This window comes from Mesorhizobium sp. BR115XR7A (assembly GCF_020165315.1).
In the GTDB taxonomy this organism is placed as follows: domain Bacteria; phylum Pseudomonadota; class Alphaproteobacteria; order Rhizobiales; family Rhizobiaceae; genus Mesorhizobium; species Mesorhizobium australicum.
Window position 1 is genome coordinate 66,030 of record NZ_JAIUHW010000015.1, and the last position, 13,241, is coordinate 79,270.

A 13,241-nucleotide genomic window follows, 5' to 3' on the forward strand; every position below is an offset into this window, starting at 1 on the left:
GCCGGTCTGCAAACGATGGCTTCCTGCGCTTCCGGTGCTCACGTACTTCAAGTACGCTCCGCTCCGGTTCTCGGAAACCATCGTTTTCGATTCGGCCTGACCTGAATCTCAAAGGCCCTGGGCCGTTCAGTGTACAACATGGGGCGCCGCGAGGTGCCCTTTCTGCTTTTTGAGTGGATTGCGCCTCCACGTCTCGGCGGTGTCACATGGCCGTCACCACACATCGCGATCCTGCGGCGCTCTCATCAAAGGATCACGCCCATGAAAAGATACGCATCGCTTGCGGCAGGCCTGCTGCTGCTCGTCGTAGGTTCCGCGGCCCGCGCCGAAGACGCAAAACCATTCATCACCAACAAGGATGTCGACCTGACGATGATCCTGCCGCCGCCGCCGGCCAATGATTCGGCTGAGACCAAGGCCGAGCTTGGCGAAGTGCTGACCATGCAGGTCACGCGCACACCCGAGATGGAAGCCCGCGCCATCGCCGACGCCGAGGAAAACGTCTGGCGTTTCGCCGATGTCATGGGGCCGAATTTCAACAAGGACAAGCTGCCGAAATTCAGCGCCTTCTTCGATCGCGTGGTGGAGACCGAAGGCGCCGTCGTCGATCCGGCCAAGGATGTCTGGAAGCGCCCGCGTCCGCACCAGCTCAGCGATCTCGTCAAGCCGGTGGTCAAGCTGTCGAGCTCCGGTTCCTGGCCGTCCGGCCATGCGACCGTCGGCACGATCATGGGCATCATCCTGTCCGACATGGTTCCGGAAAGGCGTGCTGAGATCATGGCGCGCGCGGCCGAGTTCGCCCACAACCGCATCGTCGGCGGCATCCACTATCCGTCCGACGTCGAGATGGGCAAGATTTCCGGCAGCGTCATCGCCGCCGTCCTGCTCAACCGGGATGACTTCAAGGCCGAGTACGACGTGGCCAGGGCGGAGCTTCGTTCCGATCTCGGCATGTAGGATTTGGCCGATAGCCATCCGTTCGAGCGGGGCGCCTTCGGGCGCCCCTTTTTCGTGGCTGCGCCCAACAGGAGGAAAATCGCCTGATGGTTGCTCCCAGCCCGTAGTCAATTCCTTTGCCGGATGCGCTTGTCTCGGTCGCCACATCGCGCTAGCCGTTGTCGGTCGCGCCGGGTTACGATCGGCCCCGCGCCGTTTCACTTTGTCAGCCGGATCATTCGGAGCCGCTTCATGAAACCTTCTCTCGAAGACACGCTGCTGGCCTCGATCCGTACCATCCCGGACTATCCCAAGCCCGGCATCCTGTTTCGCGACATCACCACGCTGCTCGGCAATGCGCGCGCCTTCCGCCGCGCCATCGACGAGCTGGTGCATCCCTATGCCGGGCAGAAGATCGACAAGATCGCCGGCATCGAAGCGCGCGGCTTCATCCTGGGCGGCGCCGTCGCCCACCAGCTCTCGGCCGGTTTCGTCCCGATCCGCAAGAAGGGCAAGCTGCCTTATGAGACCGTGCGCGTCGCTTATAGCCTGGAATACGGGCTGGATGAGATGGAGATGCACAAGGACGGCGTCGCGCCCGGCGAGAAGGTGATCCTGGTTGACGATCTGATCGCAACCGGCGGCACGGCGGAAGCGGCGGTCAAGCTGCTGCGCCAGATCGGCGCCGACATTCTCGCCGCCTGTTTCGTCATCGACCTGCCGGATTTGGGCGGGCGCGCCAAGCTCGAAGCGCTCGGCGTGCCGGTGCGAACGCTGATCGGGTTCGAGGGCCATTGAGCATTTTCCCTTCACCCCTTGTGGGAGAAGGAAGAAGGGCCTGTGCTACTCCACCTTCACCAGCACCGCGCTTTCGAACTCCAGCACCTTGCCGCCGGTCGAATCAGTGGCCTCGCAGAGCAGCGCCAGCAACCGCCAGCCGGGGCGGGACGCGATGGGGCGGTGGGACAGCGCCGTGCGCGTGAAGGTGATGGTTTGCCCGGCAAAGACGGGCTTCAGCCACTTCAGGTTCTTGAATCCGGGCGAGGGGCCGAATTCGGGCACCGGGCCGTCCCAGCCTTCGGCGTCCAGGCGGCTCTCCAGGTTCAGCTTCATCCAGGTGGCGGCGGTATGCCAGCCGGAGGCGCAGAGGCCGCCGAGCACGCTCTTCTTCGCGGCCTCTTCGTCGATGTGAAAGATCTGCGGGTCGTATTTGCGGGCGAACGCCTTGATCGCCTCGGGCTCGAATCTGTGCGAGCCCAGCGTCACCGTGGTGCCGATGCGGAAGAATTCGTCGAGCGTCATGCCGCATTCCCCGCGTCGCGCGTCAGGAACATGACGGAGTTCTCGAGCTCGAAGACGCTTTCGCCGCGCTGGTTGACCAGTTCGCTGCGCATGGTCACGAAGCCGAGTTGCGGCTTCGATTTCGACAGGCGCCTGGCCAGAACCACCAGGCTGCCCCGCAGCGTATCGCCGGCGAGCACCGGCTTCTTCCATTTGACCTGATCGACTCCTGGTGCGCCCTGGCAGGTGGAGTCCAGCAGGAAGGCATCGCACAGCATGCGCATGAACATGGCGCAGGTGTGCCAGCCTGAAGCCGAGAGGCCGCCCAGGATACTCGCCTTGCCGGCCTCCTCGTCGAGATGCATCGGCTGGGCATCGAACTCGCTGGCGAACTCGATGATTTCGGCCGCGCTCACCTGTTTGGTGCCGAGATCGAACGAGATCCCCTCGACGAAGTCCTCATAGGCCCATGTCTTGCCTGTCATGGTCTGGAATCCGGTTGAGAACGCGCGATCCGTATGGATCGGCAAACCCGGATGCAGGCCGCGGGCGATTTGGTCAAGCCCTTTCTGGTGAGCCAGCCGGCGCGATCGGGCCCGCGGCGGCAGTAGGGGCCAGCCGCGGCGCCTCCGATCGCCTAGCGGGCGTTCGGCAGGATCTGGTGCAGGACGATCGCCCAGACGGCGCCGAAGGCGATGGATGAGCCCAGAATGTACTGCACGATATCGGGCAGCGTCTTGACGAAATCCGGCGGTACCAGCGTGGCGAACAGCGCCATCAGGATGGGCAGGCCGATGACCAGCATGTTGCGTTCGGTCAGCGGCGTCCCGCGCACCACCCGAAAACCGTTCATGGCGATGACGACGCAAAGCACTCCGAAGACGCCGCCGATGACCGGCCCCGGGATTGAGGCGATGACCGCCGAAAGCTTGCCGATCAGCCCGAACAGCACTAGGAAGATGCCGGCCGCCCCGAAGGCGGCACGGCTGGCGATGCCGGTGATGGCGATGATGCCAGCGTTGGACGAATAGCCGGTGACCGGCGTGCTGCACAGCAGCGCGCTGATCAGACAGCCAAGGCCTTCGCCCGTGGCGCCCCGGTCGAGCTGCTCGTCAGAGAGCGGCTTGTCGATGACGGCACCGACCGCGAACCAGGTGCCGGTGGTTTCGGCCAGGACGACGATGTAGACGATCAGCATGGTCAGCGTCGCCGACCAGGAGAAGGTGACGTCGAGATTGAGGAAGGCGATGCGCGGCATGGAAAACCAGGTCGCGGCGGAAACGCCCGTCATGTCGAGCTGGCCCATGAAGGCGGCGGCCACGCTGCCAGCCACAAGCGCGATGATCACGGACAGCAGGCGCAGCCATGCGCCTTTCGCGCCAAGCGCCATGCCGATCAGCATGCAGCCGACAAGCACCGCCGCGGCGACGAAGGCGAGGACGATGTTGCCGCCGACGGTGGCGGTGCCGTGGACAGCGAAGACGCTCTCCTTCAGTGCCACCGGCATCAACGCGACGCCGACGACGATGATGATGGCGCCGCCGACGATGGACGGCACGAAGCGGTTGACGAGGCGGTGGAAGAGCTTTGTGGGCGATCCCAGAAGCATGACCAGTATGGCGCCCGGAATGAGTGCGCCGATCACGGCCGACAGGCCCGGCAGGCCGCCGCCGGCGCCAAAGGCAATCGCCAGCACCGCGCCGATCGGGACGAAGGACGGTCCCTGGACGACGGGCAGCCGCATCAGCAACTGCGACTGGATCAGGGTTGCGATGCCTGCCGCCACGAAGGCCGACTGGATGAAGGCGCCGGCGTCGCCGACGCTGAAGGCAAGCACCGACGCGATGATGAACGGCACGATATAGACGTCCATCGCCAGCACGTGCTGGAGGCCGAGCAGGGCGGCCTTGCCCAGGGGCAACGGATCGTCCGGCTGGGCGATCAAACTGATTTCTGGCGCAACGCGTTCCATGATGTCCCCTCTGGAAATCCCCGGCCGATCATGGGATCAGTCGGCGGCAAAGGACAGCGGCGGAAATGTTTGCCAACTGTTTTCTTCTAGGCCACGCATTGGCAGCCCCGCCCGCCAGCAGCACCGGAGCGACGATATGACGGCAGATCCTTTCATGCTGCTCGGCACCGCCTTCCATACGCCTGAGCGCGGCAGGCTGGAGGTGCTGGAGGAGCACCTGTTCTGCGTCGACGCACAGGGGCGCATCGCCGAGATCCTGGCGCCCGGCCACCCGGAATACACGGCCACGATAAGCGATGCCCGCCGGGCGGGCAGGCTGGTGGAACTTGGCGAGGGGCAGTTCCTGCTGCCGGGGCTCGTCGACCTGCACATCCATGCGCCGCAATGGCCGCAGATGGGCAAGGCGCTGGACGTGCCGCTCGAAGTCTGGCTGCGGAAATACACTTTTCCGCTCGAGGCCCGCTATGCGGATTTGGACTATGCTCGCGCGGTCTATGCTGATCTGGTCGACAATCTGCTCGCCAACGGCACCACCACCGCGCTCTATTTCGCCACCGTCCATGTCTCGGCGAGCGTGGCGCTCGCCGAGACATGTCTTGAGAAAGGCCAGCGTGCCCTGGTCGGCAAGGTGGTGATGGACGACCCCGAACAGTGTCCGCCCTTCTATCGCGATGCCGATGCGGCAAGCGCTGTTTCGGATACCAGGCGCTTCATCGAGGCCGTCATGTCATTGGATCCGGGCGAGAGGCCGCTTGTCCAGCCGGTGATCACGCCGCGCTTCATTCCAAGCTGCACCGACGCGGCCTTGCAGGGGCTGGGCGAACTCTCGGAAGAGTTCGGTTGCCACGTGCAGACCCATTGCTCCGAAAGCGATTGGGCAAAGCAGTTCGTGGAAGCGCGCTTCGGCCAAACGGATGCGGCAAGCCTCGATGGTTTCGGCCTGCTCACCCGTCATACGATCCTGGCGCATTCGAACTTCATCGATGGGCAGGACATGGACCTGATCAAGGAGAAGGGCGCCGGCGTCGCTCATTGCCCGCTGTCCAACGTCTACTTCGCCAATGCAGTGTTTCCGCTTCGCGAGGCGCTCGACCGGCACATGCATGTCGGGCTCGGCACCGATATTTCAGGCGGCTACAGCCCATCGCTGTTCGACGGTTGCCGGAACGCGCTGTCGGCCTCGAGAACATTGCAGAGCGGCGTGCATGCCGGCCTGCCGGCAAAGGAGCGCGGCGCGCCCGGCGAGCCGATCACGCATCAGGAAGCGTTCTGGCTGGCGACCGCGGGAGGCGCGGAAGCGCTCGACCTGCCGACAGGCAGTTTTCGCGTCGGACACGAATTCGACGCGCTGCTGATCGACACCGAAGCGAGCGCCTCGAACATCCATGTCAACGGCGCCGACGATACGCTCGACGACGTCTTTCAGAAGATCGTGCTCAATGCGGCACGGGCCAATATTGCCACTGTTTGGGTCGGAGGCCGGGCGGTGGTCGGCTGTAGCTAAGCTACGCTCACTTGTAGTGGCCTCGCCTGCGCGAATAAACATGGCCCTGTGCCGACGTCGGCAGCGCCTGCGAGCATGGAATACGACAGCCCGTTTTCGTCTTTCGCAACGGGCGCTATACGAGATCGTCAACCGAGACATTGAGGGCGGCGGCGATGCGCTTGATCGTGTCGAAGCTACCGTCGCGGGTGCCTGTCTCGATCTGCGAGAGATAGCCTGCGCTGATCTCAGTCTTTTCAGCGAGGTCGCGAGCCGAAATCCCGCGATGCTCGCGCCAGACGCGGATCTTATTCTCGCCGTCCAGGATGCGGTTGACGACGGCGACCGGAATAAGCTCCTCCTCGCCGGCAGCGATCTTTTGCTTGATCTGATCGTAGGTTTGAATGTCGGCCACGTCCTCCGCCGCTTCAACAAGGCTCTCGTAATCAGCGAGTGGCAGAATAGCCATACGGTCGCCATTCGGCGTGGTAATGATGGTGGGCTTGTTCATGTCCTCAGTCCTCGTAGATGCTACCGCGCGGTCCGATCTCCAGAATGTCCATTACCGTGCCTTCCTGATCGAAGATAATATGGTAGTCCCCGACCCTAAGCCTGAAGCCTGGCCGGTCTTTCAGCCGTTTGACATTTTTCGCCAAGCTGGCCGGTTCGGCTGCATATTGGTCGATTTTAGCAGTGATCAGCCGAGCCGTGTTGGCGGGCATCCGCGCGCAAGCTAGAAATTTGCGTTAGCAAATAATGGGACATGGCTTTCATCGGTCTCCACCGGGTGCTGATCGGGGTAAGGCGACTTATGGTCTTCAATACCCCCGCGAGAACTCTGCGGCAGGGATGGTGCTGTCCGACTGACGGTTGGGTCGCTCCGCCGCGACCTCCTCAGGTATTGAATTTGAACAGCATGATGTCGCCGTCCTGGACGACGTACTCCTTGCCTTCGTCGCGTGCCTTGCCGGCTTCCTTGGCCGCCACTTCGCCGCCCAGCGTGACGAAGTCGTTGTAGGCGATGGTCTGGGCGCGGATGAAGCCGCGCTCGAAATCGGTGTGGATGACGCCGGCCGCCTGCGGCGCCTTGGCGCCCTTGTGCACGGTCCAGGCGCGCGTCTCCTTCGGCCCAACGGTGAAATAGGTGATGAGCTGCAACAATTCGTAGCCGGCACGGATCACCTTGTTCAGGCCGGGCTCGTCGAGGCCGAGCGAGGACAGGAATTCCATCTCTTCCTCGTCGGAGAGCTGCGCAACCTCGGCTTCGATCGCGGCCGAAATGACGACAGTGCGGGCGCCTTGCGCTGCGGCCATCTGCTCCACGGCCCTGGTGTGCTCGTTGCCGGTGGCCGCGTCCGCCTCGGCGACGTTGCAGACGTAGAGCACGGGATGTGAGGTCAGAAGGTTCAAGCCCTGCAAAATGTGCAGATCTTCCGCCGAGATGCCGTCGAGCAGGATGCGGGTCGGCTTGCCTGCCTGCAGCAGCTCGAGCGCGGCCTCCATCATCGGCAGCACGGTCGTCGCTTCCTTGTCCTTGCTGCCGGCGCGCTTGCGGAACTGGACGATGCGGCGCTCGAGGCTGTCGAGGTCGGCGAGCATCAGTTCGGTCTCGACCGTCTCGGCGTCGGCGACGGGGTCGATGCGGCCCTCGACATGGGTGATGTCGTCATCCTCGAAGCAGCGCAGCACATGCACGATGGCGTCGACCTCGCGGATGTTGGCGAGGAACTGGTTGCCCAGGCCTTCGCCCTTGGAGGCGCCGCGCACCAGGCCGGCGATGTCGACAAAGGAGATGCGGGTCGGGATGATCTCCTTCGACTTGCCGATCGCCGCGATCTTCTGCAGGCGCGGATCGGGCACCGCCACCTCGCCGGTGTTCGGTTCGATGGTGCAGAACGGGTAGTTGGCGGCCTGCGCGGCGGCCGTCCTCGTCAGCGCGTTGAAGAGCGTCGACTTGCCGACGTTGGGCAAGCCAACGATGCCGCATTTGAAACCCATTTTATCCAGTCCTATCGGGAAAAGCGAAATTTGATGAGGCTATGGGCGATAGGGGTTGGGAACGTCAAGTCCCGTGACGCCGCATGCGCCTACGCCTCAGTCCTTGTTGCCGAAGAGTTTCTTCAGCATGGCGGCCATGGGGCCGCCTTCCGGCAGCTTGGCGACCGGCTGCTGAGGGCGGGCCTGGCGGACATGACTTTGCTGTTTCGGGCTTTGCTGTTTCGGGCTCGACTGCTTCCGCGCCGGGTTTTTCGGTTCGGCGCCGGTCTTGCCCTGGACGGCGAGGGCGGCCTTGTTCATGAAACCGGATTCGTCGCCCTTGACGATCATCGCCGCATTGTCGGCGATCGCGTCGAGCAGCGGGTCGAGCCAGTCGCGGTCGGCCTTGGCGAAATCACCGAGCACATGATGCTGGACCATTTCCTTGACGCCGGGATGGCCGACGCCGATGCGCACACGGCGGTACGCATTGCCGACATGGCCGTCGATCGAGCGGATGCCGTTGTGGCCGCCGGCGCCGCCGCCGGTCTTGATGCGCAGCTTGCCTTCGGCAAGGTCGATCTCGTCGTAGAAGACGGTGAGGGCGGAAAGGTCGAGCTTGTAGAAGCGCAGCGCTTCGCCGACCGACTGGCCGGACAGGTTCATGAAGGTTTGCGGCTTGATCAGGATGATCTTTTCGCCGCCGAGCGTGCCCTCGGAAATCAGGCCCTGGAACTTCTTCGACCAGGGTGAAAAGGAATGGCGGCGGGCGATAGCGTCCGCCGCCATGAAGCCGACATTGTGCCGGTTTTCAGCGTATTTCGCGCCCGGATTGCCGAGGCCGGCAAAGACAAGCGCTGTCTTTTCTGGCATCGTCGCCTCCGGGCGTGAAAAGAGTTACTTCTCTTCGGCGGCGGGAGCCGCTTCGGGAGCCGCGGCCTCAGCTGTCTCTTCGGTCTCCGGCTTCATCGCCGACGAACCGGCAACGGTCGCGATGGTGAAGTCGCGGTCGGAGATGACGGGCTTGACGCCGGCCGGCAGCTTGACCGACGAGATGTGGATCGAATCGCCAATGTCGGCGCCGGTGAGATCGACGGTGATGAATTCCGGGATCGCATTGGCCGGGCAGTGGAACTCGACTTCGTGACGCACGATGTTGAGCACGCCGCCCCGCTTGATGCCGGGTGACTTGTCTTCATTGATGAAGTGCACGGGAACATCGACGTTGACTTCGGTGTCCTTGCCGATGCGCAGGAAGTCGACATGGACAGGGAAATCCTTGACCGGGTCGAGCTGGAAGTCCTTCGGCAGGACCTGGATCTTCTTGCCGTCGACATCGATCGTGGCGATCGTGGTCAGGAACCCGCCGCCGTGGATCTTGTAGTAGATGTCCTTGTAGGTGAGCGCGATCGCCAGGGGAGGCTGTCTGTCACCATAAATTACTGCAGGCACTTTACCGTTGCGGCGAACTGCACGGGCGGACCCCTTACCGACCTGTTCGCGCGCTTCGGCCTTGAGCTCGTAAGTATCGTGGCTCATGGCTTTTCCTTTCGCGTGTTATGGAGCGCCTACGGTTGGCAATGTACCAGGCCGTAAACGTCGAAAGCCGCCAGACCTCGATGTCCGAATGCCGGAAACCGCAGCGAGCGGATCTTTGTTCGGGATCACAAGGGGAAGGCAGCCTTCCGCCGCGTTGCCTCCAAGGGTGTCTACGCGGGTGGCGGCTCTATAGCGGAAGGCGGGCAGGCGTGCAAGCGGCGGGTGGGAAGGCCGTTGCTACCGGTCGCCGCTCAACGCGTCGCGCAACGCCTGGACCTGCCGGTTCAGCGTGTCGAGTTCGGCCAGCGTCATGCCCGAGCGTTCGACCAGGGTCGCGTTCAGGCAGTTGCACTGGACGAGCAGCTTGCGGCCGGCCGGTGTCAGGTCGACCTGTACCTGGCGCTCGTCGGTCTGGCTGCGCTGGCGGGTAACCAGGCCGGCCTGCTCCATCCGCTTCACCAGCGGCGTGACCGTGCTCGATTCCAGGGCGAGCCTGTGCGCGATCGTGCCGACAGACATGCCGTCGGCCTCTCCCAGCGCGTTGAGCACGAGATATTGCGGATAGGTGATCCCCATCTCGTCCAACATCGGCTTGTAGGTGCGATTGATCGCCATGCTGGTGGCGTAGAGCGTGAAGCAGAGCTGATTGTCCAGCGGGAGAGGCACGGTGGATTCCTTTGCCGATTAAGCGCACGCATTATGTACCACGGAAAAAGATATCGCGATACATATTTCCATGGACAAGAACCTCGAGCTGGGTTAGCGATATTGGTATCGTGATATTGTTTATCGCGACAGCAATCAAACGGAGATTGAGATGACCTCGCAGACCAAACCAGGCTCAGGCAGCGGCACGATCACCACCAAGGACGGCACGCAGATCTATTACAAGGACTGGGGAACCGGTCAGCCCATCGTGTTCCATCACGGCTGGCCGCTGAGCAGCGACGACTGGGATGCACAGATGCTGTTCTTCCTGGGCCAAGGCTACCGGGTCATCGCCCACGACCGCCGCGGCCACGGCCGTTCGACGCAGACGGATATCGGCAACGAGATGGACACCTATGCAGCCGATGTGGCTCAACTTGTCGCGCATCTCGACCTCAAGGACGCCATCCATGTCGGCCATTCGACGGGTGGCGGCGAGGTGGCGCGCTATGTCGCCCAGTATGGAGCGGGCGGCCGTGTCGCCAAGGCAGCGTTGCTCGGCGCGGTGCCGCCGATCATGCTCAAGACTCCAGCCAATCCCGGCGGCCTGCCGATCGAGGTCTTCGACGGCTTCCGCTCCGGCGTCGCCGCCAACCGCGCGCAGCTATACGTGGATGTTCCCGCTGGCCCGTTCTACGGGTTCAACCGTCCGGGCGCCGTGGTCTCGCAGGGCATTATCGACAACTGGTACCGCCAGGGCATGATGGGCGGCACCAAGGCGCATTACGACTGCATCAAGGCCTTCTCAGAGACCGACTTCACCGAAGACCTCGAGAAGATCGACGTGCCGGTGCTGGTCATGCATGGCGACGACGACCAGATCGTGCCGATCGCCGACTCGGCGCTGCTGAGCATCAAGCTGCTCAAGAAGGGCGAGCTCAAGGTCTACAAGGGCTTTCCGCACGGCATGGCCACCACCCACGCCGATGTCATCAACGCCGACCTGCTGGCTTTCTTCAAGGCCTGAAGCCCTCCGCCTGAACAGAAAAAGGCATCCGCCATATGGCGGGTGCCTTTTGCCTGGAACAGATGATTCAAGCGGCCGCTTGCGCCTTCCGGGCTTCCTTCATGTTGGGCAGGAACACCGTCAGCAGCCCCAGGAACGGCAGGTAGGAGCAGATCTGGAAGACAAAGTCGATGCCCTTCATGTCGGCGACGACGCCAAGCACCGCGGCCGCGATGCCGCCGACGCCGAAGGCGAAGCCGAAGAAGATGCCGGCGATCGTGCCGACGCGGCCCGGCACCAGCTCCTGCGCGAAGACGACGATGTTGGAGAAGGCCGACGACAGGATGAGGCCGATCAGCACGGTCAGCACCATCGTCCATTCCATGTTGGCGTAGGGCAGCGCCAGGGTGAAGGGCAGGACACCGACGATCGAGAACCAGATCATCGCCTTTTGTCCATAGCGGTCGCCGAAGGGACCGCCGAGCAGGATGCCCAGCGCCGAAGAGCCGAGGAAGAGGAACAGCATGACCTGCGACATCTGCACCGAAACGCCGAACTTATGGATGGAATAGAAGGTGTAGTAGCTGGCCAGGCTGGCGATGTAGGCGTTCTTGGTCAGCACCAGCAAGGTCAGCACCGCCAGGGCCCACATCACCTTGCGGCGCGGGAAGGGCGACACGAAGCTTGCCGCCTTGCGATCGCCTTGCGCTGCGCGCAGGCGGCTGTACCAGCCGCCGACCTGCCACAGGATGACGATGCCGATCAGCGAGCCGACGGCGAACCAGGCGATGCTGGTCTGGCCGAAAGGCACGACGATGAAGGCGGCCAGCAAGGGACCCATGGACTGGCCGAAATTGCCGCCGACCTGGAACAACGACTGCGCCAGGCCAAACCGGCCGCCGGATGCGAAGCGGGCGATGCGCGAGGATTCCGGATGGAAGATCGCCGAACCGATGCCGATCAGCGAGGCGCCGATCAGCAGCAGGTAGTAGTGCCCGGCATAGGCCAGCACGACCAGGCCGATCAGCGACGATGCCATGCCCCAGGGCAGCGAGTAAGGCATCGGCCGCTTGTCGGTGACCGCGCCGATGATCGGCTGCAGCAGGGATGCCGTTACCTGGAAGGTGAAGGTCAACAGCCCGATCTGCCAGAAGTCGAGGCCGTAATTGTCTTTCAGAAGCGGATAGATGGCCGATAACAGCGACTGCATGATGTCGTTGATGGAGTGGCAGAGGCTCACCGCCAGGATAACGGTGAAGGCCGTAGCCTGGGCTGACGCGTGACTGGCGGTCGCAGGCGGCGCGACGCTGGTGGCGGTCGTATCGGTCAAGATAGGCTCCGTAGTCTTTTTGGCGGGTTGTTACCGCAGGCGACGTGGCGGGCGCTTCCCGCAGGCAGCCTTATAGTCCGGTTGCCAGGCGACTTCTTTCGTGGTTTGGTCCAATAGTTTCGCAAGTGGGCCATCTCGAATGCCAAAAACCAGGGAAATTTTCGGCGCCGGCCACACCGACCTCGAGCAATTGCACGGGCTGCGCTGGCAGTGGCTCGAGCAGGCGGTCGGGCCGGCGGTGGTGCTGCCGACCGAATATCCGGATGGCTACCACGTGCCGCACCACCACCACAGCCGCAGCCAGTTGCTGCATGCGCTGGTCGGCGTCGTGCTGGTGACGACGCGGCATGGGCGCTGGATGGTGCCGCCGGACCATGCGATGTGGATTCCAGCCGGCATCGAACATTCCGTCGAGATGCTCGGCGACGTCTCGATGCGCTCGGTCTATGTCATACCGCAGGCGATCCCAGGCCTGCCGGAGGGCATGCGCGTCGTCGGCGTCACTGACCTGATGCACAGTCTTATCGTGGAATCCGAGAAGCTGCCGCAAGGCGGCGAACTGGAAGGGCGCGGTGGCCTGATCATGAGCCTGCTGCTGCATGAGATCCCGCAATTGCCGGAGCGGCCGCTCGGCCTGCCGTTCCCGTCGGATCCCAAACTGGCGGCGCTCTGCCGGCGTTTCGTCGCCGCACCCTCACCGCACGCGACCATCGACGAATGGGCCGATACCGTCGGCATGAGCCGGCGCTCCTTCACGCGCGCCTTCCAGCGGCAGACCGGCCTGTCGCTGTCGACATGGCGCCAGCAGGCCTGCCTGTTCGCGGCGCTGCCGAGGCTCGCCGATGGCGAGCCGATCACGCGGGTGGCGCTCGATCTCGGCTATGACAGCGTGCCGGCCTTCATCACCATGTTCAAGCGCATGCTTGGCTCCTCGCCGCGCGGCTATATGCGCGGCGCGCGTGATGCCGGCGAAGGCATGCGGCGAGCCCCGGCCCGGTTGGAGGCGCCGACGCCATCGGCCTTGCCGCAGGAATAACTTGGGCCGCAGGAATAACTTGGGCCGCAGGGG

At 63.5% G+C, this 13,241-nt stretch carries 15 protein-coding genes; 5 read left to right on the forward strand and 10 right to left on the reverse strand.

The genetic code is table 11. From position 1 onward, the window contains the following. Positions 1–261 precede the first annotated feature (261 nt). Positions 262–957 (forward strand): acid phosphatase, encoded by a 696-nt coding sequence (locus LB557_RS26760; RefSeq protein ID WP_224713129.1) that lies wholly within the window; start codon positions 262–264, stop codon positions 955–957. A gap of 231 nt (positions 958–1,188) precedes the next feature. Further along, positions 1,189–1,734: an adenine phosphoribosyltransferase gene (locus LB557_RS26765; RefSeq protein WP_013893474.1), complete on the forward strand. Its 546-nt coding sequence runs from the start codon at positions 1,189–1,191 to the stop codon at positions 1,732–1,734. A 45-nt stretch (positions 1,735–1,779) separates the two neighbouring features. On the opposite strand, the gene LB557_RS26770 is transcribed toward LB557_RS26765, so the two are convergent. The 3 genes from LB557_RS26770 to LB557_RS26780 all read right to left on the reverse strand — a co-directional run bounded on the left by LB557_RS26770 (position 1,780) and on the right by LB557_RS26780 (position 4,189). Further along, the gene (locus LB557_RS26770; RefSeq protein ID WP_015316078.1) at positions 1,780–2,238 is read right to left on the reverse strand and encodes a MaoC family dehydratase; all 459 of its coding nucleotides are present in this window, start codon (positions 2,236–2,238) and stop codon (positions 1,780–1,782) included. Next, entirely contained in the window at positions 2,235–2,702 is a 468-nt protein-coding gene (locus LB557_RS26775; RefSeq protein ID WP_140617690.1) for a MaoC family dehydratase, read from the reverse strand. The genes LB557_RS26770 and LB557_RS26775 overlap by 4 nt, the downstream gene beginning before the upstream one ends. A gap of 152 nt (positions 2,703–2,854) precedes the next feature. After that, entirely contained in the window at positions 2,855–4,189 is a 1,335-nt protein-coding gene (locus LB557_RS26780) for a uracil-xanthine permease family protein (protein WP_015316080.1), read from the reverse strand. 136 nt (positions 4,190–4,325) lie between these two features. Here LB557_RS26780 and guaD point away from each other — a divergent pair, with 136 nt between their 5' ends. After that, positions 4,326–5,693, forward strand: coding sequence for a guanine deaminase (gene guaD, locus LB557_RS26785; protein ID WP_224642581.1), 1,368 nt, complete (start codon positions 4,326–4,328; stop codon positions 5,691–5,693). Positions 5,694–5,808: 115 nt separating this feature from the next. On the opposite strand, the gene LB557_RS26790 is transcribed toward guaD, so the two are convergent. From LB557_RS26790 to LB557_RS26815, 6 genes are all read right to left on the reverse strand, one after another. Then, entirely contained in the window at positions 5,809–6,183 is a 375-nt protein-coding gene (locus LB557_RS26790; protein ID WP_140713631.1) for a helix-turn-helix domain-containing protein, read from the reverse strand. A gap of 4 nt (positions 6,184–6,187) precedes the next feature. Continuing rightward, positions 6,188–6,394 (reverse strand): type II toxin-antitoxin system RelE family toxin, encoded by a 207-nt coding sequence (locus LB557_RS26795; RefSeq protein WP_224642580.1) that lies wholly within the window; start codon positions 6,392–6,394, stop codon positions 6,188–6,190. A gap of 172 nt (positions 6,395–6,566) precedes the next feature. Further along, positions 6,567–7,670 (reverse strand): redox-regulated ATPase YchF, encoded by a 1,104-nt coding sequence (gene ychF, locus LB557_RS26800; protein WP_015316083.1) that lies wholly within the window; start codon positions 7,668–7,670, stop codon positions 6,567–6,569. A gap of 96 nt (positions 7,671–7,766) precedes the next feature. After that, the gene (gene pth, locus LB557_RS26805; RefSeq protein ID WP_224642579.1) at positions 7,767–8,522 is read right to left on the reverse strand and encodes an aminoacyl-tRNA hydrolase; all 756 of its coding nucleotides are present in this window, start codon (positions 8,520–8,522) and stop codon (positions 7,767–7,769) included. A 24-nt stretch (positions 8,523–8,546) separates the two neighbouring features. Next, complete coding sequence (locus LB557_RS26810; RefSeq protein ID WP_015316085.1) at positions 8,547–9,188, reverse strand: 50S ribosomal protein L25/general stress protein Ctc; 642 nt, start codon at positions 9,186–9,188, stop codon at positions 8,547–8,549. 237 nt (positions 9,189–9,425) lie between these two features. After that, a complete protein-coding gene (locus tag LB557_RS26815) occupies positions 9,426–9,854 on the reverse strand; it encodes a MarR family winged helix-turn-helix transcriptional regulator (protein ID WP_140617695.1) in 429 nt (142 codons plus the stop codon). Positions 9,855–10,005: 151 nt separating this feature from the next. Between LB557_RS26815 and LB557_RS26820 the strand changes: the two genes are divergently transcribed. Beyond that, complete coding sequence (locus LB557_RS26820; RefSeq protein WP_224642577.1) at positions 10,006–10,863, forward strand: alpha/beta fold hydrolase; 858 nt, start codon at positions 10,006–10,008, stop codon at positions 10,861–10,863. Positions 10,864–10,930: 67 nt separating this feature from the next. Here LB557_RS26820 and LB557_RS26825 read toward each other — a convergent pair whose 3' ends face one another. After that, positions 10,931–12,172 (reverse strand): MFS transporter, encoded by a 1,242-nt coding sequence (locus LB557_RS26825; protein ID WP_224642576.1) that lies wholly within the window; start codon positions 12,170–12,172, stop codon positions 10,931–10,933. Between the two features lie 139 nt (positions 12,173–12,311). Here LB557_RS26825 and LB557_RS26830 point away from each other — a divergent pair, with 139 nt between their 5' ends. Continuing rightward, complete coding sequence (locus LB557_RS26830; RefSeq protein WP_015316089.1) at positions 12,312–13,208, forward strand: AraC family transcriptional regulator; 897 nt, start codon at positions 12,312–12,314, stop codon at positions 13,206–13,208. The last annotated feature ends 33 nt before the right edge of the window (positions 13,209–13,241 follow it).

Bases quoted from the DNA above. Each gene is read 5' to 3' on its own strand.
- LB557_RS26790 (WP_140713631.1), bottom strand. From the start codon at position 6,183: ATGAACAAGCCCACCATCATTACCACGCCGAATGGCGACCGTATGGCT.
- LB557_RS26830 (WP_015316089.1), top strand. From the start codon at position 12,312: ATGCCAAAAACCAGGGAAATTTTCGGCGCCGGCCACACCGACCTCGAG.
- ychF (WP_015316083.1), bottom strand. From the start codon at position 7,670: ATGGGTTTCAAATGCGGCATCGTTGGCTTGCCCAACGTCGGCAAGTCG.
- guaD (WP_224642581.1), top strand. From the start codon at position 4,326: ATGACGGCAGATCCTTTCATGCTGCTCGGCACCGCCTTCCATACGCCT.
- pth (WP_224642579.1), bottom strand. From the start codon at position 8,522: ATGCCAGAAAAGACAGCGCTTGTCTTTGCCGGCCTCGGCAATCCGGGC.
- LB557_RS26820 (WP_224642577.1), top strand. From the start codon at position 10,006: ATGACCTCGCAGACCAAACCAGGCTCAGGCAGCGGCACGATCACCACC.
- LB557_RS26760 (WP_224713129.1), top strand. From the start codon at position 262: ATGAAAAGATACGCATCGCTTGCGGCAGGCCTGCTGCTGCTCGTCGTA.
- LB557_RS26770 (WP_015316078.1), bottom strand. From the start codon at position 2,238: ATGACGCTCGACGAATTCTTCCGCATCGGCACCACGGTGACGCTGGGC.
- LB557_RS26780 (WP_015316080.1), bottom strand. From the start codon at position 4,189: ATGGAACGCGTTGCGCCAGAAATCAGTTTGATCGCCCAGCCGGACGAT.
- LB557_RS26765 (WP_013893474.1), top strand. From the start codon at position 1,189: ATGAAACCTTCTCTCGAAGACACGCTGCTGGCCTCGATCCGTACCATC.
- LB557_RS26795 (WP_224642580.1), bottom strand. From the start codon at position 6,394: ATGCCCGCCAACACGGCTCGGCTGATCACTGCTAAAATCGACCAATAT.
- LB557_RS26810 (WP_015316085.1), bottom strand. From the start codon at position 9,188: ATGAGCCACGATACTTACGAGCTCAAGGCCGAAGCGCGCGAACAGGTC.
- LB557_RS26775 (WP_140617690.1), bottom strand. From the start codon at position 2,702: ATGACAGGCAAGACATGGGCCTATGAGGACTTCGTCGAGGGGATCTCG.